The following is a 25322-nucleotide window of genomic DNA, read 5'->3' on the forward strand; positions in this document are numbered from 1 at the left end:
CGTTCAGTCGGTTTCGATCATCAGGCTGCTCCCGCGCTGGCGCGGCGGGAATTCTCTCAGGCTCAGCATGTGCTGGCCGATCACGTCGCGGAACAGGCCGCCGACCCAGGCCTTTTCCATCGCCATGCGGTTGCTGCGCTCACCGTCCTGCTTCTCGAAGGGGTCCATGCGCAGGTTGAACAGCAGCGCCGACGGCCGGTTCCAGTCGAAGAAGCCTTCGCGGGTCTTGAAGTGACCCTTCCACGGGCCGACGCGCACGCCGGTCAGCTCGCGCTCGTTGTAATAGATGAAGGAGTTGCGCGCCGAAGGCGCCTTGCCGCGCCAGTGGTCGAGGTTGTTCACGCCGTCCAGGTGAACCTTGCGGCCCGCCTTCATTTCCTCGACGACGTTCGGATCCCCGGCGGCCGCAACCAGCGTGGGCAGGATGTCGAGGTGACTCTGGATGCCGTTCGACACCGAGCCCGGCCTGATCTGGCCGGGCCAGCGGACCAGCATCGGTACGCGCACCCCGCCTTCCCAGGTGGTGGCCTTCTCGCCACGGAACGGTGTGGCGCCGGCGTCGGGCCACCAGGCGACCATCGCGCCGTTGTCGGTGGTGAAGATCACGATAGTGTCGTCGGCGAGGCGGTTGTCGTCGAGCCATTTCAGGATGCGGCCCACGTTCTGGTCCAGCTCCATCATGCCGCTGCCGTAGACGTCGTAGTCCGACGAATACGGCTGCGCCAGGTAGCGGCTCGCGGGCTTCAGGTGGGTGTAGATGTGCATCCGGGTGGTGTTCAGCCAGACGAAGAACGGCTTGCCGGACTGGCTCGTGCGCTGCATGAAATCGAAGGCGGCGTCGGTGAACTCGTCGTCGACGGTCTCCATGCGCTGTCGCGTCAGCGGTCCGGTGTCCTCGATCTTCTGTTTGCCGACCTTGCCGAAACGTGCATCGACGGTCGCGTCGTCCTCGCTGCTCGCGGTCGCGCGCAGCACGCCACGCGGGCGGTAACGCTGGTCGAAGCCGGGCGTCTTCGGCCAGTCGCGCTGCTCCGGCTCCTCTTCGGCGTTCATGTGGTAGAGGTTGCCGTAGAACTCGTCGAAACCGTGTACCGTCGGCAGAAACTCGTTGCGATCGCCGAGGTGGTTCTTGCCGAACTGGCCGGTACGGTAGCCGAGCGGCTTCAGCACTTCGGCGAGCGTGGGATCCTTTTCGCTCAGGCCGATGGGGTCGCCCGGCTGTCCCACCGTCGTGAGCCCGGTACGGATCGGCATCTGGCCGGTGATGAACGCGGCGCGCCCGGCGGTGCAGCTCGGTTCCCCGTAGTGGTCGGTGAACAGCATGCCTTCACGCGCGATGCGGTCGATGTTCGGCGTAGGCACCATCATGCCGTGGCTGTACGCGCCCACGTTCCAGTAGCCGATGTCGTCGGCCATGATGACCAGGATGTTCGGCCTGTCGGCGGCCTGTGCGCCAAGCGCAAGCCACAGCAGCGCCCAGAGAAAATGCCGGGTACGCATCGCGTGAGTCCTTGTCGGTCCTTGGGGGGTGGCGGCATCATAACGCCGGCGCGCGTTCCGCGTTCAGCGCACTGGTGCGAACATCGCGAGGATCGCCGCGGTGACGCTGCCGTAGTCACCGTCGAAGTGATGGTCTCCGGCAAGCTCCATGACCCGCGCCCCCGCGTGTGGTTGCAGCGAAGGACACAGTGATTCGTTGGCCTCGTCGGCGCCGTAGACGCAGAGCAGCGCCATGCCGGAGATCTTCTGCAGTTCGGGTGCGAGCGGGTACGGCGCGGCCGTGGCGTGGCTGCCGAGCCAGTCGCTGATATGGAACTGGAAGTCCGCCGCCTGGCCGGGGCTCAGCAACACCAGCCCCGCGATCGCTCTGCGCACGTCCGGTGGCGTGCGGCTGACCATGAACGGCAACACCTCGGCACCGCGCGAGAAGCCGATCAGCAGCACACGCGGCTCGTTCCACGCCCGCAGATAGTGGCGCAGCGCCCGCGTGAGGTCGGCACCGACCTGCTCCGGCGTCTTGGCTTCCCAGAAGTAACGCAGCGAATTCCAGCCCAGTACCGCGATGCCGTGCGTGCCCAGGTCCTCGGCGATGTCCTTGTCGATGTTTGCCCAGCCGCCGTCACCCGAAATGACCACCGCAAACCACGGGGTCTTGCCGCTGTGCGGCTGTGGCAGCTCGATCAGCGGCAGATCGGGTGCTGCCTCGGGTAGCGCCTGGCGTTGCTGCAGCCGGTCGAGCGCGGCGAGGACTGCGGCCGGTGCGCTGTCGGCGACGCTGGCCCAGGGTGCCGAGAGTTCGAGCGTTGCGGGCAGCGCCAGCGGTGCCTGTGCCGAACGCCAGCCGAGCCGTTTTGCACTCGCGCCGCAGGGTGGTGCTGGCAGGCCGAGCGGCGTTGCAGTGCCTGCGCTCACGCCGGCCGCGAACAGGCCGCTGCGGCTGGTCGCGAGCAGCAGGCGCACGAAGCTCGCACCGCGGCCAATGCCGATCAGTGCGGCGGCGCTGAAGCGCGCGAAGTGCAGCTCCTGCTGCACCTGCTGTGCGTAGACGTCGAACAGGGTCGGGGCGTCGAAGCAGTCGGGGCCGGTCTGCGCCAGGTAGGTGTCGAGGTCGACGATCGCGGTGCTGCGTCCGCTCGCGTCGAGTGCAGTGGCGATCGCCCCGGCCTGCGCCAGGCTCGTGTGATCCGCGAGCAGCAGCACCAGTCCGTCCCGTCCGCCGGGATACAGTCTGGTGGTTCCGAGTCCGTCGAAGTCGAAGGCCTGCACTGCCGTTGCGGCACCCGCCGCCGGTAGCGCACACAGCGCGAGCAGTGCGCACAGTGCCAGCCACACGCCACGCAGCCCCGTCTCTGGTCGATCGCTTCGGGCGGTCCGGGCGCTTCGGGCGCTTCGGGCGATCCGGGCGGTCCGGGCGGTCCGTGTCGGGGCCAATGCGGCAGTGGGACGCCGTGAATACATCCCTGTAGGCTCGAGTGCCGCATCCCTGCGGCACACGCCCCCTGACGCATTGGCCCCGACGCGGACCGCTGTCATTGCCGTGCGAATATCCATTTCGGCCGTAGGCTCGAGTGCCGCATCCCGGCGGCACACGCCCCCTGGCGCATTACCCCCGGCACGGACCGCTGTCATCGCCGTGCGAATATCCATTTCGGCCGTAGGCTCGAGTGCCGCATCCCGGCGGCACACGCTCCCTGACGCATTGGCCCCGACACGGACCGCTGTCATCGCCGTGCGAATATCCATTTCGGCCGCAGGCTCGAGTGCCGCATCCCGGCGGCGCACGCCTCCGCTGCGAAGGCGTTGTCACGCGCCTTCACTTGGCGAACACCCCGCGCGTGCCGCCTGCGATCAGCGTCGTGATATGCAGCAGTGCGGCCGGCAGGTCCAGCGTGGACGGCAGCGCGATGTAGCGCGGCGACCACTCCGGATCGAACTTGTCCTTGAACGCACGCAGCCCCTGGAAGTTGTAGAACTCGTTGCCGTAGGTGAACACCGAGCGCCCCAGCTTGTGCCACATCGGTGCGAGCGGGTGCGCTTCGAAGCCCGACAGCGGTGCCATGCCGAGGTTGAAATGGTGGTAACCCTGCTCCTTCGCCCACAGCATCAGGCTGACCAGCAACAGGTCCATCGCCATCGGCGGTGCGTCGTTGGCGTAGCGCATCAGGTCGATCGATATCTCCTCGCGTGCCTGTGGCCGCCACAGGTTCGCGAAGGCCGCGATCTCCTCGCCGCGCGCGAGCACCGCGATGTCGGTGCGCGCCAGGTAATCGGCGGCGAAGAAACCGAGCGAAATGCCTTTTTCACGCGTGTTCTTCGCCTGCAGCCACTGGTCGGAGATCGTGCGCAGGCGGTCCATGTGCGCCGGAACCTCGGTCGCCGCCAGCACGCGCAGTTCCCAGCCTTCGCGCCGCCCGCGATTCACGCAGTGGCGCAGCGCCGAGCGTGCCGAGCCGCCGAGCGAGAAGTTCCGGAGATCGACCAGCGCCTCCTCGCCGAGTTTCAGCGGCGTCAGCCCGAGGTCGAGGTAGAGCGGCAGCAGGTCCGGGCGCACGCGGTAGAACACCGGCTTCGCCGCGTAGCGGTCGGCAGCCTCGCGGAACTGCCACACGATCTCGTCCTGCACCTGCGGTGAACCGCAGGGATCGCCGATCGCGATCCAGTAGCCGGGAGTGCTCACGTACGCGATGAAGCCGGTGCGTTCGGCGTGCCAGCACAGGTTCTTGTCACCGGTGAGTGCGAGGAACTGGTTGCTGTCGGGGCTCAGGCTCACCAGCGCCGCTGCCTGTGCAAGCTCGGTGGCGTCCGGCATGTGCGGGCGGTGTTTGCTGCGGCGAAGCATGAAGTGCACCAGCAGCGCGCCGGCGCACAGGAACACGGCCAGCGTCATGCGCAGGAAACGCTGTGCGTCGCCGAGCAGATCGAAGCTGAACCACAGCGCATGGCTGTACTCGACGTTGCGGTACGACAGGAAACCGATCCACGTCGCGATGCCGAGCACCGCGGCGATGCCGATCGTCCAGTGCAGCGACACCCCGGCCTGGTCGATGCGCGAAAGCCGGTAGAACACGCTGCGCGCCGGCGCCAGCAGCGCGAACATCAGGCCGAGCACGATGGCTTCCTCGTAGTCGACGCCCTTCAGCAGCGAAGCGACGGCCCCGATCGCCAGCAGCTGCAGCGTCAGGTAGTACGCCGAGCGCAGCTTCAGCCGCACCCCGCGCGCCAGCACCAGCAGCAGCAGGCCGGCGAGGCTGCCGATCAGGTGCGATGCCTGGATCAGCGTGATCGGCACCACGTCGCCCAGCCACTCGAGGCGTTCGGCCTCGCCCGGCAGCGTGCCCGAGAGCAGCAGCATCGCGCCGCTCGCGAGCAGCAGCATCGAGTACAGGTGCGGCAGCGCCTGGCGCAGCGCCTGCCACGGCAGCACGAGGCTGCGCGGCCAGCGGCCGCTGCTGCGCAGCTCGAACACGAGCAGCAGCGCGCTGGCGACCGCGAGCGGCAGCAGGTAGTAGATCGCGCGGTAGACGATCAGCGCCGCGAGCATCTCGCCCGAGGCGTGCTCGCCGGTCAGCAGGAACACGAAGATGCCCTCGAACACGCCGAGGCCACCCGGCGACTGGCTGAACAGCCCCGCGAGCTGCGCGACCAGGTAGGCGTTCAGGAACAGCGCGAACGGAATGTCGGCGTGCTGGCTGAGCAGTACGTAGAGCACCGTGGAGGCGAGCAGCAGATCGGCGGCGCCCACCAGTGACTGCAGCAGCGTGATGCCCGGACCCGGCAGCGTGATCGTGTGTTCGCGCCAGCGCAGACTGCGTCTCCCGCTGAGGACCAGTACCCAGTAGCCCGCGAGCAGCGCGATGCCGAGCCAGCTCATGAACGCAAGCGAGTTCCCGGCGAGTTCGCTCTTCGCGAACAGCTCCGGAGGTGCGAAGCCGAAACTCAGCGCGAGCAGCGTGCCACAGGCAAGGAAGTAGGTGATCGTGCTGAGCACCACGACCTGTGCGATCTCGAGCCCGCTGAGTCCCCAGCCCGAATAGAAGCGGTAGCGCAGCGCCCCGCCCGAGAGCAGCGCGTGCCCGGCGCTGTTGCTGACCGCAAAGCCGGTGAAGCCGGCCAGCAGCACCTGCGGCAGCGCCAGCTTGCGCCCCACGTGGCGCAGTGCGATCCAGTCGTAGCCGGCGAGCATCAGGTAGCCGGCTGCAGTGAGCAGTACGGCGCCGCTCAGTGTCGTTGCGGGAAAGTCGAAGACGAGTTGGGCGAGATCGCGTGCCGTGTAATCGCCGAGCGCGCGGTGCGTGAGCCACAGCGCGAACGCGATCGCGACCACCGGCAGCAACCGCGCCAGCCGGTGCGCCAGCACGATCGCAGCGGAACCACGTGTCGCAAGCTCTGGCATACCTGCGCCGTCAGTCCTTCTTCAGTGAGGCAAGCAGCGCTTCGGCCTCGGCCTTTTCGGCGAAGTCGCCCTTGCCGCCGAGCAGCGATTTCAGGATCAGGACCGCCCCGTCGGTGTCGTCCAGCGCAAGGCGGATCTGCGCGGCGTGGAAGCGCATTCCGGGGTTGTTCGGCTCGAGCTTCAGCGCCCGTTCGATCTGCGTCTGTGCCTTCTGGTTGTCGCCGTTCTCGAGCAGCACCATCGCGAACGTGTCGATCAGCGCGGCGGTGTCCGGTGCGATCCGGTTGGCGCGTTCCGCGTACGCCAGCGCCTGCTTCGGTTTGCTCTTGCGCAGGCTCCAGGCCAGGTTGTTCAGCGCGATCACGTGACGCTCGTCTGCCTTCACGACCGCCTCGTACTGCGCGATCGCCCGCGCGTCCTGCCTGTCCGCCGCGTACAGGTCCGCGAGTGCCATCTGCATCTGCAGGTCCTGCGGGTGCTCGCCGATCCACTTCTCGAACAGCTTCAGCGCGCCGGGCATGTCGCCACCGCGCAGCTTCTCGCGCGCGAGGTTCTGCAGCGTGGTCGGTGAAGGCTCCTTCGTGTAGGCCTGCTCCAGCTTCGCAAGCGCCTCTTTGCGGTTGCCCTGCAGCAGCGCCGCCGAGGCCTCCAGCGACAGCACCTCGGCGCTGTCGGGCTCCAGCGTCTGCAGCGCCTTCAGTTGCAGTTCGAATCCTTCGCGGTCCTGCGTTGCCAGCAGTCCGTGCGCCAGCGCCACGCGCGCCGGCACGTGCTTCGGTTCGAGCGCGATGGTCTTCTGCAGCCCGCTCAGCATCGCCCTGGTGTCACCGAGTGCGGCCTGCGCCATCGCGAGCTGGTAGTGGTTCTGCGCCACTTCGGGCTGCAACTGCACCATGCGTTCGAGCAGCGGTCTGGCGGCCGCGAAGTCGCTCTGCGACAGATACAGCATCGCCAGCAGCGCGGTGACCGCCGGCTGCTTCTTCTGTGTCTCGTCGAGCGCGTTCAGTACCGCCAGCGCCTGCTGGCCTTCGCCGCGGTTCAGGTAGTGGCGCGCCAGCATCAGCCGCGGTTCCGGATTGTCCGGGTGCGCTGCCATGCTGTCCTGCAGCCGCTTGACCATCGCCTCGGCGTGCCCCTCGTTGAAGTCGAGCGCTGCCAGTTGCATCTGCACCCGCAGGTTGTCGGGATGCTTCGCCAGCACCTGCTCGTAATAGCGGCGGGCACCTGCCAGGTCCCGGTCCTGCAGTGCCAGTGCGGCCAGGCTCTGGTTCGCCGCCGGGTCGCCGGAGTCGAGCTTCAGCGCGTCGAGGAACGCCTGCTTCGCCTCCGCCTGCCGGTCGGTCGCGAGGTAGATGCGCCCGAGCAGGCTGAGCGGTGTGGCGGACTCGGGCTGGCGCTGCTGGAAGGCCCTGGCCGCAGCGAGGGCCTCGTCGAACTCGCCCTTGCGCGCGTGCGCCAGCACCAGCATCAGGTCTGCCTGCTGGTATTTGGGGTCGAGTTCCAGCGCCTTGCGCAAGTGCTCGAGCCCCACCTCGCCCTGGCCACTGGCGAACAGACCGGCCGCGAGGCGTGTCTGCGCCTCGGCCGAGTCGGGATCGAGTGCAGCGATCTTCGTCAGCGTATCGAGCCCTTCGTCGGTCCTGTTCTGCGCGAGCAGCGCGCCGGCCAGCAGGTTCAGCGCGGCCAGATCCTCGGGGTTCGCGGCCACGACCGGACGCACCAGGCGTTCGGCGCGTACGAAATCGCCACGCTGCATCGCGATGCTGGCGGCCAGCTTGTGCCCTGACGGGTGATCGGGGGCGAGCCGTCCGAACTCCGTAATATAGGTGTCGGCCTGCTCCGGGTTGCCCAGTTGGGCCTGGATCCCTGCCAGGTAGAACAGCGCCAGCGGGTACTGGTTGCCGCCGCGCAGCGTCAGCTCGAACGCGGTGCGTGCCGCCTCGAGTTCGTTCTTCTGCATGTGCAGCAGGCCTTCGGCGTAGTTCACGCCCAGAGGCACCTCGGTCCTTTCGTCCGCACGCTTTGCGTACTTGCGCCGCAGCACCTCGATGTCCTCTGCCGCTGCGTCGGCCTTCTGCAGCTGGATGCGTGCCAGCGCGCGGTTCAGGCGGTCGGTATAGCTGTTCGGCGCGAACTCGAGCGCCTTCGTGTAGGCTTCCTCGGCGCGCTCCGGATGACGCTCGCTCTGCTCCAGATCGCCGAGCAGCGTCCACGCCAGTGCGTAGTCGGGTTCGTCGGCGAGCAGGGCCTCCAGGTCGCGGCGACCCGCTTCCATCTGTGAGTTGAAGAGCAGCAGCCGGGCGTGCGCCAGGCGTACGTACGAGGCCTTCGGGTCGGCGTCGAGCGCCTGCTCGAGGCGCTTGCCGCCTTCCTCGAGCTTGCCGTTCGCGAGCAGCGACTGCCCCTGCGCCGCCAGCACCCTTGCCCGCGTGGGTGCGTCCAGCCCGGTGCTGGGCAGCGCCATCAGCTCGTCGTGCATGCCGAGTGGCAGCAGCGCCTGCACCAGCAGCGGCAGCACCTCGGTGTCGGGCATCCCGAGCTCGCGTGCCTTCGTGAGTTCCTTGGCGGCGCTCTCCAGGTCGCCGGATTCCATGTAGACCTTGCCGAGCAGCCAGCGCGCACGCGGGTTGCCGGTATCGGCCACCACCGCACTCTTCAGCTCGATCGTCGCGGCGTGGTAGTCGCGTTTGGCCAGGTAGTCCTCGCCGCGCGCCATCAGTTCGGTCGGCGACGCCTGCTTGCCGCAGGCCGCAAGCAGCACACAGGCGGCCGCGATGCTGGCGTAGAGGGGCGCGCGTCCGGATCCCTTGTTCATGTGGTGTTTCCTGTGCAGTGAAAGGGGCTGCGCTGCGGTGCCGGCGTGCTCAGAACGTCAGGCGCAGCTCAGTGTACACACGGTCACGGGTGTCGTAGTTGCCGAACATCCCGCCCGGGTCGCCGTCGAACACGTCCACGCCGAGCGCCAGGTTCCAGTTGCCGCCCGAAAGCCATTTCAGTTTCGCGCGCAGCAGCGAGTCGCTGTGATCCACGCTGGTGATCCACAGCAGTTCGGGTTCCCAGTGGTTGCCGAAGCGCCGCGAGAGCAGCAGGCTGAGTCCGCTCTGCAGGTCGTCGTCGACCATCGTGCGCTCGTGGTCGGGGAACCAGCGCTGGAAGGCCTGCAGGTTGAAGCGCCCCTCGTTGGCAAGCGCCCACTCCAGCCCCACCACGTAATCGAGCAGATCCGTGCGCAGCAGCCCGTCGGTGTCGGCGGGGTCGTCGACGCCGACCGGCTTGTTGCGGGTGTAGATCGCCTCGGCCTTCAGCACGAAACTGCCGAAGTCCTTCGCCAGCGTGGCGCCGGTCTGCGCGATGCGCTCGTGCACCTCGCGCAGCGTGAGGAACGGTTCGGGGGCGACGTCGAGCGTGCGCGCGAACGCCGGCATCGCGTCGCGGCTGTTGTAGTGGAACGCCGACAGGTCCCAGCCGTCGAGCAGGTACGTGAATCGCACGCCGTAGGCGCCGTCGTCGAGCGCGTGCGGGCGGTCCCGCCGGTAGCGGAAGTTCTGCGCCGGCACGAAGTCGGGCAGCTCGACGTCGAAGAACTCCGCGCCGGGCTCGCCGACCTCGTTGTACGTCATGTACGGGATCCACACGAATTCGGCGTGCAGCTCGTCCTGGAAGTATTCGGCACGCACGGCCCACTGCGGGATGCGCAGGATGTCGAACTCCTGCAGCACCAGCTCGCGCATGTCCTTCGCCGAAACCACGTCGGCAAAGAACAGCCCCACCATTTCGCCCCAGATGATGTGCTGGCGGCCGATGCGGAAATCGAGGTCACCGCGCGAGATATCGATATAGGTCTCGCGTACCGAGGCCTCGAACTGCTGGTCGTCCTCGACCTTGTGCGGATAGTAGTCCTCGAAGTCGAACACCGGGTCCCACACCGCACGGCCCGATACCTTCCAGTTCATGCCGTTCAGGCTGCCGTCGAGCGAGAGTTCCAGCGTGTTGCGCGCGAGCGACCAGTGCTTCGGCCGGGCGTAGGTGTACGCGAGCTTGTTCTCGAAGAAACCGCCGAAATGCGTGGCTGCCGGCTCGGCGCGCTGCGCCGGCGTGGCCGGCTCCTTTGCAGCCGTTGCCTCGTCCGGCTTGTCCGCTGCGTCCGCCTCGTCCGTGAACAGTTCGTCCATCGACTCCGGCTCGGGTTCCTCGAACAGCGAATCGAGGGAGTCGGCCGCGTGCACGCCAACACCCGTGCTGCCGAGCCAGATTGCGGCAGCCAGTGCGCCGATGCGTGACCGGCGTGACGAGGCGCTGCGCGCGTGGTGCAACGCGGCGGCCTGCATTTCAGATCCTGTGGCGTTCACCGACCACCTCCCCGTCGCTCAGTACGATCACCCGGTCGGCCATGCCCATGACCTTGGCGTCGTGTGTGGAAAAAATGAAGGTCGCACCTTCCTGCTGGTTGATCGATTTCATCAGGTTCAGGATCCCTTCGCCGGTCTTGTGGTCGAGGTTCGCGGTCGGCTCGTCGGCAAGCACGATCGAAGGGCGCGCCGCCAGCGCGCGCGCGATCGCCACCCGCTGGCGCTGGCCGCCGCTGAGTTCGTTCGGCCGATGGTGCATGTGGCGTTCGAGTCCGACCAGCCCGAGGTAGTGCGCGACGCGCTCGCGGCGCTCGCTGCGGTTGACGCTGCGGTTCTGCAGCAGCGGGTACTCGACGTTCTCCCACGCCGAGAGCACCGGCAGCAGGTTGAAGGTCTGGAAGATGAAGCCGATCGTGCGTGCGCGCAGGTCGGCGAGTTCGTCGGGCGTGCGGTCGGAGACCTCCGCGCCGCCTATATGCACGCTGCCGCGCGTCGGCGTGTCGATGCAGCCGATCAGGTTCAGCAGCGTCGACTTGCCGCTGCCCGAAGGCCCGGCGAGCGCCATGAACTCGCCCTGCCCGATGCGCACCGCCACGTCGCGCAGCGCCACCACCACCTGGCTGCCGAGCACGTATTCCTTCCACGCGCCTTCCACGCGCACCACCTCGGGGCGATCCGCCGCCATGCGGCTTCCCGGTGCTGCGGCGACGCCGGACTCGAAACCGGTCACCACGGGCGTGGGCGCTGCGGCGGGTTCGGTGGCGACGGGTGAATCGACGAATACCTGCACCTGCATGCAGGGTTCGTCCTCGTAGAGGGTGCGCGAGATCCTCAGCCTGGCAGAGAAGCGGCTGCCGTCGCTGCGCTTCAGTTCGAGTGCGGTCGCGGTGCTGTCCAGCGATTCGTTGCGATAGCTGTGCAACAACTGGCGAAAGCGCGGCTGGTGCTCCGGCACCACCAGGTCGAGCTGTGTCACGCTCTGCAGATCGATCGGATCATTGAAGCCGAACAGGCGCGCGTAGGCGTGGTTGCAGTGCAGGTGCATGCCGTCGGTGGCGTAGGCCAGTGCCTCGGAGCTGGTCTCGAGCAGCAGCTCGCAGCGCCGCTCCAGTTCCTGGTGGCGTGGGCGCAGGCTCTCCAGCGCGCGGCGGTCGCGCAGCGCCCCGACCTCGCGCTGCACCGCGTGAAACAGCCGTTTTCCCTGGTCGCGGCGCAGCACGGCGACTGCACCGTCGGCGAGCAGCGCATCGACCTGGGCGGCGTCGAGCCGGGTGGTACAGAACAGGACGGGCATGCCGGCTTCGCCCGCCGCCGTCAGCACATTCGCTGCAGTCAGTTCCGCTTCGCCGTCGGTCGCGACCAGCACCTCCCAGGTGGGGTCGGCCAGCCGTTCGCGCAGCTCGGCAAGCGTGCCGACCTCGCGGGTACGGATGGCGGCGCCGTCCGCGTGCGCGCGCAGCAGGTTGCTGAAGTAGTCGGCGTCCGATCTCGAGGCGCAACTGAGCAGCACGTGGTAGCTGTCTTTACTGCTCATCGTCGTGTTTCGTGTCCCGTCCGGCGGCTGCGCCCGTTGCGATCCCGAATCACCGGGCTGGCAGCGCCGCGGCAACGGGAAGTAAGCGCAGACAGTATAGGCGATACGCCCGTGCGCCCGCGGTCACGGAAAAGCCGTGGGGCTTCGGCTACACTGCCCCGGTCAGCCCCGTTTGGCGCCCGCAAGATGCCGACCGATCCCAGCCTCCGTTCTGCCACCCTCCGTCGTGCTCGTGAAGAGGCTGTCGCAATGGCCTGTCGGTCATCGATGCAGGTCGCGCGCGACGATGCCTTCACCCCGGTGGGACGCCGTGAATGCATCCCTGCAGGCTCGAGTGCCGCATCCCTGCGGCACACGCCCCCCGATGCGAAGGCACCGCCGCACGCTTCGCGGCGTTTTGCGACACCTTCTGAAGCAGGGCCTGCTGCCGGATTGGTGCGGCGTGCCGTGGCGGCGGCGATGGTCGCAACCGCGCTGCTGCTTACGCTCGGCACAGCGCCGGGTGAGGCCGCGCCGCGACACGCCGCGAAGCCGCAGGCGGCCGAGGTGCGGCACGAGATTTCCGCCGATGACATCCTTTCCCGTGCTGATCGCATCCGCTTTCCGCAGTACGGTTTCCAGGTCGACGTGGTGATCAGCACCACGCATGCGGGTGCGGGCGACCAGGAGGTGCGCGAGTACCGTCTGCTGTCGAAGGGCAACACGCGCACGCTGGTGCAGACCACGGCGCCGGCCATCGACCGTGGCCAGATCCTGCTGATGCGCGACCGTGACCTGTGGGCCTTCCTGCCGTCGGTGTCGCAGCCGGTGCGCCTGCCGCTCGCGCAGAAGCTGACCGGGCAGGTCGCGAACGGCGACCTCGCGCGCGCCAACTTCGCGGGTGACTACGAGCCGACGCTGCTGCGTACCGAGGAAGTGGACGGCGAGCCGATGTACGTGCTGGAGCTGAAGGCGGCCACGCGCGGCGTCACCTACCACCGCGTGCTGTACTGGGTGAACGCGAGTAACTTCCACCCGTACAAGGCCGAGTTCTACACGATCTCGAAGCGGCTGATGAAGGTGTGCCATTACACCGACTTCAGGGAGCTGGGTGACGAAATACGCCCGACGCGGCTGCTGATGGAAGACGCGCTGCGCGCCGGCGAGCGCTCCGAGCTGGTTTACAGCAAGATGGTGAAGCGCGAGCTGCCCGAGAAGCTGTTCAACAAGGACTATCTGAAGAAACTCGCCCGCTGATGTAGGTCGGCATTCATGCCGACTGGGGCCAAACATCCGTCGGGTTGAAACCCGACCCACGCGGACCGGCGCCCATCCGTGGGTCGGCATTCATGCCGACGATTGATGCAGAAGTCGGGTTGAAACCCGACCCACGTCCGTGGGTCGGCATTCATGCCGACTGGGGCCAAAACATCCGTCGGGTTGAAACCCGACCCACGTCCGTAGGTCGGCATTCATGCCGACTGGGGCCAAACACCCGTCGGGTTGAAACCCGACCTACGTAAATGAAAAAGGCGGCCAGTGGCCGCCTTTTCCGTGTGTCGCTCGCAGCTCAGTGCTTGCGACGACGGCGCAGTGCCAGACCGGTCAGGCCAAGGCCGAACAACGCCATGGTGTCGGGTTCGGGAACGTTCCTGATGGGCTGGGTGCTGATCAGCACGGCAAACTGGGCCGCGTTCGCCCGGTCCTCGATCGTCATGAAGCCCATGCAGCCCGCGCTTGCGCCAGCGGCGGTACACGCAGCAGTGGGCAGCGCACTGAATGCATTGCTTTTCTCGAAGAAGTGGAGGTAGTAAGTCCGAAGCCCGGTCACCGTCTCCGGATCAGCCCACTCGAACTCGTTGTTCAATGAGGTATCGCCAATCACGAAGATATCACCGCACCCATTGACGTTGACGCCAGACCCGTTGGGAGCGCCGTTCGCGCAGGGATCCGCGTTGTTCGTTGTTTCCTGGAAATTGACATTGAACGTCAGCGGGCCGATGGGGGGGCTCGTCGAATCAGGAGGGTTGAGCGGGGTCAGCCACAGGGTCGAAAGAATATTGACCGAGTCCAAGGTGGTTCCCTGGATCGGGTTGTTGTCGTGCGTGATCTTCACGTTGTCTACGGCACTTCCCAAGTGAAGGAGAGGATTGGTAATAGGGGCGAGGGTTTGAACCGTATTGACGGGGGTGGACGCGTAAGGAACCGTCTCAGTGCCACCCTGCGTGATTTCCAGGCTGCTCGGACCACCGCTACCGGAGCCCCATGACAGTTTGGTGCCGTCAACGGACTTGGTAATTCCCGAGGTTGGCAGGACGCTGTCGTTGTCGAAGCGGGTCCAGGTTTCTACCGTCCACTGCGTGACTATCGCAGCGTCGGCCATCGGAGCCACCAGTGCTGCTGCGCAGCAGGCGGAAAGCAGAAGTTTCTTCATGGTGTCGTTCCTCGGTGAAGTTTTGAAAATCCAGACCCATGACTGAGAATGCAGACAGCGTGCCAAAATCGTTTTTGTGAACCGAATCACGCTGTTGACAAATGCCGAGTAGGTTGATGCGGTGTGAAGTGTAAAAAAACCCGACAGTCGTAGGGGTGTTCAGACGTTCTGGCGCAGCGCGTCGACCACCGGTACCCGGGTGATGCGCCGCGCCGGCAGCAGCGCGGCGAGCAGCGTCGAGGCGGCACCGATCGTGAAGCCAAGCGCCAGCACGGCCGGCACGATGCGTATAAAGGCCGTGTAGCCCACGTTCGAGCCAGGCGGTGGCGGCATCGGGATGCCGATGCGCGAGATCAGCCAGGCGAGCAGTACACCGCAGGCAACGCCCAGGGCGGCGCCCAGCAGCCCGAGCAGCAGGTTCTCGGCCAGGATCAGCCGGAACAGCCGCCAGCGCCGCTGCCCCAGCGCCTGCAAGGTACCGAACTCGCCGGTGCGCTCGTGCAGCGTCATGTTCACGCTGCTGCCCACGCTGAGCAGCACCATCACCAGCACGATCAGTTGCAGCGCGCCGAACTGGCGCCGGTACAGGTCGACCGTCTTGGCGTAGAACTCGGCCAGCTCGTACCACGGTTTCAGCTCGTAGTCCGCCGCCGGCAGTTGCGCGCGCAGGGTGGCAGCGACGGTGTCGGTCAGCGCGGTGTCGGCCAGCGCGACCACGATGCCGTGCGCGCCGTCGGTATACAGAAGCTCCTGCGCGGCGGCCAGCGGGATGCGCACCGCGCGGCCGTCGAAATCCTTCGAGAAGGTACGAAAAGTGCCGATCACCTCGAACTCGAGGCTGTTCACGGCGCCATCGGGCGTGCTGCTCACCAGCGTGACGAAATCGCCCGGTGCGAGTTGCAGCGCAGTGGCGACGCCCTGCCCGAGTTCTACGCCGTAGGCGTCTTCCTCGGCCAGCTTGCGGCCGGCGACTATATCGAGTGCGGTGCCGAGCCGTGCCTCCTTTTCCGGTTCGATGCCTTCGCCGATGATCGGCAGGTCCGCCTTGCCGTTGTTCAGCAGCCCCGAGAAACTGAGCCTTGCCATCACGTCTTCGACGCCGGGAATCATCGCGATCTGGCGTTCGAGTTCCGTGGGCTCCTCGATCAGGTACGCGAGCGGGTCGCGGCGACCGTATTCGGCATAACCGGCGCGGTGGACCTGCAGGTGGCCGAGGTAGGAGTGGATCGTCGACTCGCGCAACTGCACGAACACGTCCTCGACGAAGCCACCGCTCAGCACGATGCCGACCACGCCAAAGACGATGGCGGCGAGCGTCAGCGCGGTGCGCATGCGCTGGCGAAAGATGTTCCTGAACGCGAGCTGCCACATGTGCGTCTCCCGGCGCTAGCGGTTGTGCCGCAGCGCGTTGACCACTTCGAGCCGCGATGCCTTCCACGCCGGGTATACGGCGGCGAGCGCGGTGACCACCACCGCCAGCACGAAGGCGCCGGCGACCAGCGGCACGGTGAGGCGGATCTCGCCGGTGAAGCCGGTATCCGAACCCGGTGGCGGTGGCATGGGGATGCCGACGGCCGAGATGCCCAGCGCCAGTACGACGGCGACCAGCGTGCCGAGCGCACCGCCCACCACGCCGAGCAGCAGCCCTTCGCTGAACATCAGGCGCAGGATGCTGCGGCGGCGGTAGCCGACCGCCATCAGGGTGCCGATCTCGCCGGTGCGCTCCATCACCGTCATCACCAGCAGGTTCGAGATGCTGAGCACGATGATCAGCCCGATGATCGCCTTCACCACGTCCATCTGACGCGAGAACAGCGCCACGGTCTTGTTGTAGAAGTCGGCCAGTTGCTGCCACGGCACGAACTGCAGCGTGGTGTTGGCGTCAGCGGCTGTGAAACGCTGGCGGAAATCGTCGATCAGCGCGGGCACCTTGCTCTCGTCGTCGAGCAGCAGCACCCAGCGGTGCGCACCCTGCGTGCGCAGCAGCGTGTGCGCAACGCCGATGGGTACGCGCAGCGCGCTGTCGTCGAAGGCCTTGGTCGAGGTGGTGAAGGTGCCGACCAGCTTCAGCTCGACCGCGTTGATGCCGCCCGCGGCCGTGTTGACCAGCAGCACCACCTGATCGCCGAGTTCGACGCCGAGGTTGCGCGCGAGCCCCGTGCCCATGATCAGTTCGCTGGCGTCCGGCCCCGACAGGTTCTGGCCAGCGGTGATCACGACCATCTTGCTGACGGTTCTTTCCTTTATAGGGTCGACCCCTTCGCCGGCAAAAGAGACGGTCAGGTCGCCGTGGCTCACCAGCCCGGTGAAGGCGATGCGGGGGGTGACGAACAGTACGCCGGGGCTGTGCTCCAGTTCGGCAAACGTGGGCGAGTCGTCGGGCAGCAGGTAGGCGAAGGGATCAGCTGCGCCCGCCTCGAAGTAGCCCCGCTTCACGACCTGGATATGGCCGAGCTGCGACTCGATGGTCGCGGTGCGCATCGCCCAGAAGATCCATTCGATGAATCCGCCGGCGAGTACCAGTGCCACCACGCCGAAGCCGATGGTCGCCAGCGCGATCGTGCTGCGCCGGCGGTTGCGCCAGAGGTTGCGAAACGCGAGCCGCAGGCTGCCTTCCATCGTGGTCCGGTTCCTCGCGGGTTGGTTGCTGCCGGTGTGTGATCGACGGCTGCCCGTGCCCGGCAGCAAAGCCTGCGGGCAGTATAGTCGGCGCGGCTCAAGCCATCCGTGCTGCGCGATGGCTTCGCTGCCAGAAAGCGTGTTATGTGATTGGCGCAAGCGCCCTGTATTGCGATGATGAAACCGTGTTCAATGAGCGATGGCGTGCAGCAACATGACCCTCTTCGATGCGCTTGGCTTTCGCTGGAACCGGTCGGCGGTACCGACTGCCGTTCCGGTTCACTCGCTTGAGCGGGTCTGCTTCCGCTTCCACAAGATGCTGCCCGAGTTCGTCTGGGATGCTTCGGTGCTCGAAGGCAACCCCTTCACCTTCCCCGAGGTCAAGACCCTGCTGGACGGCGTGACCGTCGGCGGACGGAAGATTTTCGATCAAGAGCAAATTCTGAACCTCGCGGAAAGTTCCAGACGCCTTCTGACGATGGTCAAGAGCGCTCAGTTCGCTCTTTCCAAGGCCGTATTCATCGAACTGAACGGCATCGTTGCACGCCGGGAAGCCTTGGAGTGGGGCGTGTTCCGGGGCGAAGGGCAGGAGACGAACTACACGCCGGACGTGGGCCTCGGTGAGCGTGGGCGCCATACACCGCTGCCGACACTCCCCGGTGCACCGGAACTGAACCGGGTGTTCAGCGAAGGTGTGACAGCCCTGCAAGAGTGCGAGCCATTCGAGCGTGCAGCGGCCTTCTTTCTGTTCGGTGCCTTGCAGCAGTTTTTCTTCGACGGCAACAAACGTACGTCGCGCTTCATGATGAACGGCGTGCTCATGTCGCATGGCATCGACGCGATCAGCGTGCCAGCGGCCAGGGCACAGGAGTTCAACGAGAAGATGGTGCGCTTCTATCTCTCGAAGAACGCCACCGAGATGATGGCCTTCCTCGCCGGGTGCCACCCGGATGCAGAGGCAATTCTTCCTCCGCCTGAAGTTGATTCAAACCACGATAAAGGAATGGAGCCATGATTCATGCCCGCGTGCATCCCGAAGTCATCGCAGGAAATTTCGAATGATTGAAGTCGATTTTCGAGGGCAAGGATGAGCGCGAGGCCCAGGCAGCGGGTGCTGTTCGTCGCCGAGGCGGTCACGCTGGCACACGTGGCGCGGCCGATGGTGCTGGCGCGCGCGCTGGACCCGCAGCGCCACGCGGTCGAATTTGCCTGGGATCCGCGCTACGCGCGGCTGTTTCCAAAGCCCGATTTCCCGCTGCACCAAATCACGACCATTCCGGGGGAGCAGTTCGAGGCAGCGCTCGCCAGCGGCAGCCCGCTCTACGATGCGCCTACCCTGAGGCGTTACGTCGAACAGGACCTGCAGCTTCTCGAGCGCGTGCGTCCCGACGTGGTGGTGGGGGATTTCCGCCTCTCGCTCGCCGTCAGCGCCGCCGTTGCGAAGGTGCCGTACCTGAACCTGAGCAATGCGTACTGGAGTCCGTATGCCCGCCAGCACTTTCCGGTGCCGGAGCTGCCGGTCGCACGGCTGCTCGGCGTGCGGCTCGGCCAGCTTGCGTTCACGCTGGCGCGCCCGCTCGCGTTTGCGCTGCACGCCCGCCCGCTGAACACAGTGCGCCGCGAACACGGTCTGCCTGCCCTCGGCCACGACCTGCGGCACAGCTACACTTGGGGCGACCATACGCTGTACGCCGATATCCCGGAACTGTTCACGACGCAGGCCCTGCCGCCAAACCATCATTTCCTGGGCCCCATCCTGTGGTCGCCCACCGTGCCCGAGCCCGAGTGGTGGGATGCATTGGCGCCCGATCGCCCGGCCGTCTACGTGACGTTGGGCAGCTCGGGGCGCAGCGAGCTGCTGCCGATGGTGCTGGAGGCGCTCGCCGGGCTGGCGGTGACGGTGATCGCCGCCACCGCTGGACGGGTGAGCATCACCAACCCGCCGGCAAACGCCTTCGTGGCCGATTACCTGCCTGGTGAAGCCGCTGCCGCGCGCGCACGCCTGGTGATCTGCAACGGCGGCAGCCCGACCACGCAGCAGGCGCTCACCGCCGGCGTGCCGGTACTGGGCATTGCCGGCAACCTCGATCAGTACCTCAATATGCAGGCGGTGGCAGCCAGCGGCGCCGGCAGGCTGCTGCGTGCCGGAAAGGCGTCCGTCGATGCGTTGCGAGAAGCAGCCGCGGCGCTGCTGGTCGATGAGGAGTCATGGCTGGCAGCGCGGCGGCTGGCGAGGGAATTCGCCCGCTACAGCGCGACCGAACGCTTTGCTGAGCTACTGGGTCGGCTGGGTTGATGAGGCCGAACCTGATCAGGGTCCCGATTCAGGGAGGGCGCTGCGTGCGCAGCGCCCCATTCCGCCGATGATCGTGTTCAGCGTTGCCGTTGCTTGCGCAGGCGGCTCTGCCCCAGGGCGGCCAAGCCAAGGGCAAAGATGCCCAGCGTGCCGGGTTCGGGTACGGGATTGTCCGGATTGTCCGGATTGTCCGGATTGGTGCCGGGGTCGCCGAGGAAGAAACTGTCGATGCCGATGTCGGTTCGCCGACCGTCTGTGTCGCTCCAGGCGATCACTTCGAGTGTCTGGATCTCGGTGGCTGCGGTGAAGATCATGGTCTGCCAGTCCCAGCCGTCGAAGACCCCGTAGGCAGGGATGTCCATATGAGCAGAATTATGGGTCTCGTCGCCGAATTTGATCCGCCAGTAGCCCCCCGTTTCGGACCAGATGCTTCGTGAGATGCTCTGCTCGAACGAAATCTCGTACTGCTTCCCGATCACCAGGCCGTCGAGCCCCACCTGCAAGGCGCTCTCCGTCCATTGCGGCTGCAAGCCGATGCCGTGCAGGAACTGCCCTCCCGTGCTGCTGGGCGCCCAAGTGTAGCTGGCGAAGTTCGTGTCGCCGTTGAACGTGTCCGGCGTGCCCGCCGTGGTCGTCCAGCCCGGCGGTACTTCCGAGTTGTGCGTGTTGGTGTTCATGCTGCCGCCTTCGAAGCCCCCGTTCGCGAATGCATCGAGCAATTCCGCCTGGGACTGCGCAGCAAGCAGCAACGCACCGGCCAATAGCGCTGCCGACTTCGCAGCGAAGGATTTCCGGAAAATGGGTCTCATACGCGCCTCCCTTATTGTGTCGATTACCCATTTTTAGCCAAGCAATACCCATACCAAATTAACGGAATGCAATACTAACATTCTCGAAAATAAAGTCATGTTGAGTTATAATTCCTCGCATGAAATGCAAACGAACTTCCGACGGTCGATCGCACGACCATCATACGCTGCAAGTCATGCGACAACAGGCTATCAAGGCTGTGCGTGAGGGGCAGACTGTGAGCAGCGTAGCAACCGCCTACGGCGTCAATGAGCGCAGTGTCTTTCGCTGGCTGGCTTCTTTCATTGAGGGCGGTCAGAAAGCCTTGCTGGCCAAGCCGATCCCCGGGCGCCCCATGAAGCTGAGCGACGAACAGATGAGATGGATCGCCAACACCGTGCGGGAAAACACGCCTCAACAGCTGAAGTTCGAATTTGGCCTGTGGACGTTGAAGCTCATCCGTCACCTGATCAAGCGTCAGTTCGGTGTGGAGCTGTCTACGGCAACGGCGCATCGTGTGATGAAGACCCTTGGTTTCAGCGTTCAAAAACCGTTGTATCAAGCGTGGCAGCAGGATCCAGTTATGGTGCGCACATGGGAGGCAGAAGCCTTCCCTGCTATTGCCGCTGAAGCCAGGAGGGTTGGAGCGTCGATCTATTTTGCCGATGAATCGGGAATTCGTTCGGATTACCACACGGGAACGACTTGGGCTCCAAAGGGACAGACGCCTGTTGTGGCGGCAACGGGACGCAGGTTTTCGCTGAACATGATCTCTGCCATCAATCCGCGTGGCGAGTTGCGCTTCATGTTGCACGATGGGACAGTGACCGCCCGCATCTTCCTGGAGTTTCTCAAGCGGTTGATGGTCGGCGCGCAGCATCCGATCTTCCTGATCGTCGATGGTCATCCGATACATCGCTCCAAGATGGTCAGAACCTACGTCGATAGCCTACAAGGCAAGCTACAGCTGTTTTTCCTGCCACCCTATGCCCCTCATTTGAATCCCGATGAAGTCGTCTGGGCTCACGTCAAGCGCGAGGTTTCCGGCCGGTTGGTACAGAGCAAGGACGAAATGAAGCGGCTTGCACTGAGCGCTCTGCGCAGGATCCAGAAGCTGCCCGAATTGATTAAATCCTTCTTCGGGCAGCCCGAATGTTCGTATATTCAAATGTGACATTACTTTCAAAAATGTTAGTAAATTCAATCATATGCAGGATGTGTGCGGTGCCACCGACGTGTTGAGTGTAAAGCTGGCTGACACTGCCTGCATGGCCGCCGAAGGAGCCGTCGAAGGATTCGAACGGACCGGCGATGTAGTGGTCGGCCTGCGCCGTTCCCCAGCGATCGCGCGTGTGGCGATGGATCTCGTCGAGCCGCCAGGACGCTGCCTCCTGGATCAGAATCCTGGCCACGCCGTCAGCCCCGGTTGCGTGCGATCACGTCGGCGGCGGTCAAGGGGTGGGTGGTACGCGCTTTCCGGAGTGGCGAAGGCATGGCTCAGCTCGGCCTTCAGTCGCTCGAAGGCTTCCTGATCCCTGCGCTCCTTGTCACGGCGGATCAGATCGCGCATGTACGTCGCTGACGTTCTCGTAATCGCCATGCTCGCCCACGTTGGCGGCAACGAAATTACTGAGTGCTTCGCTGAAATGAAGCTTTGCGCACCGCAACCACTCGATGCGCAGCACCGCCTGGAAGCGTTTGACTGCGGAAAGCCGGCTCTCAGCGATTGGCTGCATCGCCACGCACGCCAGGCCCAGGGCAGCGGCTCGGCAAGAACCTTTGTCGTATGCGCTGGGGAGCGGGTTGCTGGCTACTTCAGTCTGACGGTCGGCCAGATCGACACACTCGAAGCGCCCGAGCGGATCCGCCGCGGCATGGGACAGTACCCGATTCCGCTGGTGATTCTTGCGCGGCTTGCCGTCGATCTCGACTACCAGGGGCAAGGTCCAGGTTTCAGCATGCTGCAGGATGCCATCCGCTACACCCTTTCGATCGCCGAACAGGCGGGCATCCGGGCACTGCTGACGCACCCCATCGATGCCGAAGTCGAGGCGTTCTATCGTCGTTTCGGATTTGAGCCCACGCCAGGAAATGAACGGCAATTGATCGTGCTGCTCAAGGATGCCCGTCGTTTTGCTGGAACACCTTGAGGCGTGCGCGGTAGCACTGCAGATGCTGTCGCAAAACACTGCAAAGCGGGAGGGAGCGCTATCTATACACCATTGACGTACTTACACCAGTGGTGCACAGTCACGACATGATCTTCATCGAAACACCCGTCTTCACGCAGCGCCTGCGGGAACTGCTCGACGACGACACGTATGCCGCCTTTCAGGCGGATTTGATGAAGCTCCGGATGCTGGCGACCTCATCGAGGGCACGGGCGGCATTCGCAAGGTGCGGGTGGCATCCAGCTGGCGCGGCAAGCGCGGTGGGTCACGGGTGATCTACTGTCACTTTGTGAGTGATGCACAGATTGCGCTGCTGTTGATCTACCCGAAGAACGAGCGCGACGACCTGAGTGCGCAGGAGCGCGCCGCGCTCGGGCGTATTGTCGAGAAGTGGAGGTGAGTGACATGAGCAAGTTCTTCGATGACCTGATGGAAAGCGTCACGCAGATGGACGAGATCCGACGCGGCGAACGTGCGCCGGCGCGGGAATTCCACGTCGATGCGTTGCGCGTGCGCGATATCCGCAAGGCCACAGGGCTTTCCCAGGCGCGATTTGCGCGCGTGCTGGATGTGCACGTCGGCACGCTGCGTAACTGGGAGCAGGGGCTGCGCGAGCCCACGGGGCCGGCGCGTGCCCTGCTGCGCGCGATTCACAACGACCCTCAACACGTGATGTCCGCTCTGGCACATTGAGGTGCTGCCGGCCCGCGCGAAGCGGCTATGAGGCAAGGCAATGAGCAAGCATATCGGCAGCGATTTCGACGAGTTTCTGGCAGAGGACGGGTTGCGCGAGGAAGTCACCGCGACGGCCATCAAGCGCGTCATCGCCTGGCAGCTCGCGCAGGCCATGAAGGCGAAGCACATCACGCGCACAGAAATGGCGGCACGCATGCACACCAGTCGTGCGGTGGTGAATCGTCTGCTGGATGAGAACGACACCAGCGTGACGCTGGCTACGCTGTCGCGCGCGAGCGTGGCGGTAGGCGTGCCGCTGCGATTCGAGCTGGTGCAGTGACATGCGGGCTGAAATATGCCATCCGCCCCGTGCGATCACGTCGGTGGCGGTCAAGGGGTGGTACGCGCTGTCCGGAGCGGCGAAGGCATGGCTCAGCTCGACCTTCAGTCGCTCGAAGGCTTCCTGATTCCTGCGTTCCTTAACAAATACCCGCACGAAATTCCGCATGGGCCGAGAAGGCGCCCGCGGTCAGTTCAATGTCGGCACCGCTGATGTGTGTTCTTCGTGCCGCGTCCCGCCAGCCATCAACCGCGGCCAGGACTTCTTCCACGATTTTCCGGGTTGTACTGTCGGTAAGGCCATAGAACGCCGCGGTGCCCAAAACCGTCTCCAGGCTCGGCCGATTGTCCACATCGTCCAGATTCAAGACGTGTTCGCCCTTGTCGATATTCGGATTGACGTCGAAGGCGGGTGCCAGCCGCCATCCGGTCTTTCCCAGCACGAAACCGTGGTTTCGCAGATGGTCATCCCGGTTGCCGACCGCGACGTTGAAGGCCACACGTCGGAACAGTTGGGTCAGGTCGGTATCCGCGTGGGCGGCATCGCCGTGGGAGGCGCCCGGTGCTACCAGTACGGCCAGCCATTTTCGCAGGGCATCCAGATCGTCGATCCGGCGGCTGCTGAGTTGGTAAGCCACCGCTTCGAGCTCGTGCAAGGCGGTCACCGGCGGGGCAGCCATTTTCTCGTTGCCGAGGAACTCCTCGGTATCGGTCAGGCGAGGAGTCCAGGAAAATGCCGAAATTGCCCAACTCCGGTTTCGGGAAAAATGGGTGTTCGTCAAGCGACAGGTCAGGGTCGAGCGCGAATGCCCGAGGGTCACCGAGCCAATCGCGATCGTAGTGGAAACGGATCTGGCCGCGGTCATGTGTCAAGGTGCCAACTCGACAGGCAGGACCGAGATCGCTGTCGAGCCATACTTCCAGCGCGTTGTTCGGCGGACTCATGGCGTGTCCTCCGTATCGGCAGACGATGAGGGCGTTGGCGCTGCAAACTGCTTCCTCGCGGCGCGAGAGCGGCGCACCGGCGCCAAGGCCAGGTCTTGCAGCTTGCGGCCAACCTTGTCGTCGGCAGCCAGGGTTTGGAGGTCGTTCTCCAGCCCGAGTACGGCCAGTACCCGGACGTAGGAACCCAGCGTCGCCCCCGGATCACCGGCTTCGACCTTGTATAGCGTGGTTCGCGAAATGCCGGCGCGTTGCGCGACGACGGCATTGCTCAGCTTGCGTCGCAGCCGGGCGACGCGCAGCCGCTCTCCCAGCGCGGAGAGAAGACGCTGTTCCTGGGGAAAGATCACAGGCGGCTTTCGTGGCATGTTTTCTATTATGGACGTTATTTGAATAATTTGTCCATAATAGCGTGATTTCCAGCTGTGATGTGCTTTCTATCTATACTCGGCTTGCAGCATCACGAGTCCACGGGGGGCTTTCCACATGCGCCAGATCACGCCGCCGCAGATCCTGAGCTTTTTCGCCCTGCTGGGCCTGATCCTGGTGCTGGCGCTGGGCACCACGGCGCTGCTGTTCGGCAAGCTGCCGCTCGGCGATTTCCGCGGCGTGACGCTGCTGATCGCTGCGGTTGTCCTCATTTATATATACGGCTTCCTCGTCTACCGGCTGTTCCTCATCTTCGTGCCGCTGCAGGAAGGCGAGCTGAAACCCGGCTCGCGCGCCGAGTTTGCCGCCCAGGTCAATATCCTGTTCTACCTGATGCTGTTCAACACCTTGATTCGCACGCATTTTTTACCGGTGCCGCTGATGCGGCTGGTGTACCAGGCGCTCGGCACGAAAATGGGTCCGAACACCTACAGCGCCGGTACGCTGCTCGATCCGCCGTTGACCGAGTTCGGCGCCAACTGCATCGTTGGCCACGATGCGGTGCTCTACAGCCACGCGATCGAGGGTGATTACTTTGCCCTGTCGAGGATTTGCGTCGGCAACGAGGTGACCATCGGCGCCAAGGCGATCGTGATGTCGGGCGTCACGGTGGGCGATGGCGCCATCGTTTCGGCTGGGGCGCTGGTGCTGAAGGACACGCAGATCGCACCCGGAGAAATCTGGGGCGGTGTGCCGGCACGGTGTCTTGGCAGGCGTTCTTCTGCGCCCTCGGTTTGCGGCTGAGCAAGTTGCCGACACGGACCACGGTCCCCTCAACCGAGCCCTCATAGGCCAGAAACGCTGTCGAAAAACTTTACACTTCCGTGCTCATCCGACGGTCGAATGGTCAAGAAGAATTCACAACACGCTGAA

Annotated in this window: 19 protein-coding genes and 4 pseudogenes; 9 read left to right on the forward strand and 14 right to left on the reverse strand. The window is 65.1% G+C overall.

The window, feature by feature from the left end; translation table 11 throughout:
* Positions 1-3: 3 nt before the first annotated feature.
* From H7A12_10690 to H7A12_10715, 6 genes are all read right to left on the reverse strand, one after another.
* Positions 4-1500, reverse strand: coding sequence for an arylsulfatase (locus H7A12_10690; GenBank protein ID MCP5321278.1), 1497 nt, complete (start codon positions 1498-1500; stop codon positions 4-6).
* A 63-nt stretch (positions 1501-1563) separates the two neighbouring features.
* Positions 1564-2832 carry a hypothetical protein gene (locus tag H7A12_10695; GenBank protein ID MCP5321279.1) on the reverse strand — a complete coding sequence of 423 codons (1269 nt, stop codon included), beginning with the start codon at positions 2830-2832 and terminating at the stop codon, positions 1564-1566.
* Positions 2833-3313: 481 nt separating this feature from the next.
* Positions 3314-5893: a bifunctional lysylphosphatidylglycerol flippase/synthetase MprF gene (gene mprF, locus H7A12_10700; GenBank protein ID MCP5321280.1), complete on the reverse strand. Its 2580-nt coding sequence runs from the start codon at positions 5891-5893 to the stop codon at positions 3314-3316.
* Between the two features lie 10 nt (positions 5894-5903).
* Entirely contained in the window at positions 5904-8708 is a 2805-nt protein-coding gene (gene prsT, locus H7A12_10705; protein ID MCP5321281.1) for a PEP-CTERM system TPR-repeat protein PrsT, read from the reverse strand.
* A gap of 49 nt (positions 8709-8757) precedes the next feature.
* Positions 8758-10242, reverse strand: a complete 1485-nt coding sequence (locus H7A12_10710) for a hypothetical protein (protein MCP5321282.1) — start codon at positions 10240-10242, stop codon at positions 8758-8760.
* The gene (locus H7A12_10715) at positions 10223-11776 is read right to left on the reverse strand and encodes an ATP-binding cassette domain-containing protein (GenBank protein ID MCP5321283.1); all 1554 of its coding nucleotides are present in this window, start codon (positions 11774-11776) and stop codon (positions 10223-10225) included. The genes H7A12_10710 and H7A12_10715 overlap by 20 nt, the downstream gene beginning before the upstream one ends.
* 459 nt (positions 11777-12235) lie before the next feature.
* On the opposite strand from H7A12_10715, the gene H7A12_10720 reads away from it, so the two are divergent.
* On the forward strand, positions 12236-13012 hold the full coding sequence (locus H7A12_10720) for an outer membrane lipoprotein-sorting protein (protein MCP5321284.1): 777 nt from the start codon (positions 12236-12238) through the stop codon (positions 13010-13012).
* Between the two features lie 313 nt (positions 13013-13325).
* Here the strand turns inward: H7A12_10720 and H7A12_10725 are convergent, their stop codons facing one another.
* The 3 genes from H7A12_10725 to H7A12_10735 form a co-directional block, all read right to left on the reverse strand.
* Entirely contained in the window at positions 13326-14189 is an 864-nt protein-coding gene (locus H7A12_10725; GenBank protein MCP5321285.1) for a PEP-CTERM sorting domain-containing protein, read from the reverse strand.
* A gap of 159 nt (positions 14190-14348) precedes the next feature.
* Positions 14349-15560 carry an ABC transporter permease gene (locus H7A12_10730; protein MCP5321286.1) on the reverse strand — a complete coding sequence of 404 codons (1212 nt, stop codon included), beginning with the start codon at positions 15558-15560 and terminating at the stop codon, positions 14349-14351.
* A 15-nt stretch (positions 15561-15575) separates the two neighbouring features.
* Entirely contained in the window at positions 15576-16808 is a 1233-nt protein-coding gene (locus tag H7A12_10735) for an ABC transporter permease (GenBank protein ID MCP5321287.1), read from the reverse strand.
* A 214-nt stretch (positions 16809-17022) separates the two neighbouring features.
* Here H7A12_10735 and H7A12_10740 point away from each other — a divergent pair, with 214 nt between their 5' ends.
* Together H7A12_10740 and H7A12_10745 are read left to right on the forward strand one after the other, a co-directional pair.
* On the forward strand, positions 17023-17823 hold the full coding sequence (locus tag H7A12_10740) for a Fic family protein (GenBank protein MCP5321288.1): 801 nt from the start codon (positions 17023-17025) through the stop codon (positions 17821-17823).
* Between the two features lie 72 nt (positions 17824-17895).
* Complete coding sequence (locus H7A12_10745; protein ID MCP5321289.1) at positions 17896-19104, forward strand: glycosyltransferase; 1209 nt, start codon at positions 17896-17898, stop codon at positions 19102-19104.
* Between the two features lie 77 nt (positions 19105-19181).
* Here the strand turns inward: H7A12_10745 and H7A12_10750 are convergent, their stop codons facing one another.
* Positions 19182-19781, reverse strand: a complete 600-nt coding sequence (locus tag H7A12_10750; GenBank protein MCP5321290.1) for a PEP-CTERM sorting domain-containing protein — start codon at positions 19779-19781, stop codon at positions 19182-19184.
* 251 nt (positions 19782-20032) lie between these two features.
* On the opposite strand from H7A12_10750, the gene H7A12_10755 reads away from it, so the two are divergent.
* Positions 20033-21067: an IS630 family transposase gene (locus H7A12_10755; protein ID MCP5321291.1), complete on the forward strand. Its 1035-nt coding sequence runs from the start codon at positions 20033-20035 to the stop codon at positions 21065-21067.
* 109 nt (positions 21068-21176) lie between these two features.
* Here H7A12_10755 and H7A12_10760 read toward each other — a convergent pair.
* Both H7A12_10760 and H7A12_10765 read right to left on the reverse strand, forming a co-directional pair.
* Positions 21177-21305, reverse strand: a pseudogene (locus H7A12_10760) (type II toxin-antitoxin system RelE/ParE family toxin).
* A 4-nt stretch (positions 21306-21309) separates the two neighbouring features.
* Positions 21310-21569 (reverse strand): annotated as a pseudogene (locus H7A12_10765) (addiction module antitoxin).
* Here H7A12_10765 and H7A12_10770 point away from each other — a divergent pair.
* The 4 genes and pseudogenes from H7A12_10770 to H7A12_10785 all read left to right on the forward strand — a co-directional run bounded on the left by H7A12_10770 (position 21540) and on the right by H7A12_10785 (position 23079).
* Positions 21540-22043 (forward strand): GNAT family N-acetyltransferase, encoded by a 504-nt coding sequence (locus H7A12_10770; GenBank protein MCP5321292.1) that lies wholly within the window; start codon positions 21540-21542, stop codon positions 22041-22043. The pseudogene H7A12_10765 and the gene H7A12_10770 overlap by 30 nt on opposite strands.
* A 107-nt stretch (positions 22044-22150) precedes the next feature.
* A pseudogene (locus H7A12_10775) lies at positions 22151-22464 on the forward strand (type II toxin-antitoxin system RelE/ParE family toxin).
* 5 nt (positions 22465-22469) lie between these two features.
* Positions 22470-22757 carry a helix-turn-helix domain-containing protein gene (locus tag H7A12_10780; GenBank protein ID MCP5321293.1) on the forward strand — a complete coding sequence of 96 codons (288 nt, stop codon included), beginning with the start codon at positions 22470-22472 and terminating at the stop codon, positions 22755-22757.
* A gap of 40 nt (positions 22758-22797) precedes the next feature.
* A complete protein-coding gene (locus tag H7A12_10785) occupies positions 22798-23079 on the forward strand; it encodes an XRE family transcriptional regulator (GenBank protein MCP5321294.1) in 282 nt (93 codons plus the stop codon).
* 139 nt (positions 23080-23218) lie between these two features.
* Here H7A12_10785 and H7A12_10790 read toward each other — a convergent pair.
* A pseudogene (locus H7A12_10790) lies at positions 23219-24023 on the reverse strand (HipA domain-containing protein).
* Positions 24020-24388 carry a helix-turn-helix domain-containing protein gene (locus H7A12_10795; GenBank protein ID MCP5321295.1) on the reverse strand — a complete coding sequence of 123 codons (369 nt, stop codon included), beginning with the start codon at positions 24386-24388 and terminating at the stop codon, positions 24020-24022. The pseudogene H7A12_10790 and the gene H7A12_10795 overlap by 4 nt, the downstream one beginning before the upstream one ends.
* A gap of 118 nt (positions 24389-24506) precedes the next feature.
* Between H7A12_10795 and H7A12_10800 the strand changes: the two genes are divergently transcribed.
* Positions 24507-25193, forward strand: a complete 687-nt coding sequence (locus tag H7A12_10800; protein ID MCP5321296.1) for an acyltransferase — start codon at positions 24507-24509, stop codon at positions 25191-25193.
* The last annotated feature ends 129 nt before the right edge of the window (positions 25194-25322 follow it).

Source organism: Pseudomonadales bacterium, from assembly GCA_024234165.1.
Classification (GTDB): Bacteria; Pseudomonadota; Gammaproteobacteria; order Pseudomonadales; family UBA5518; genus UBA5518.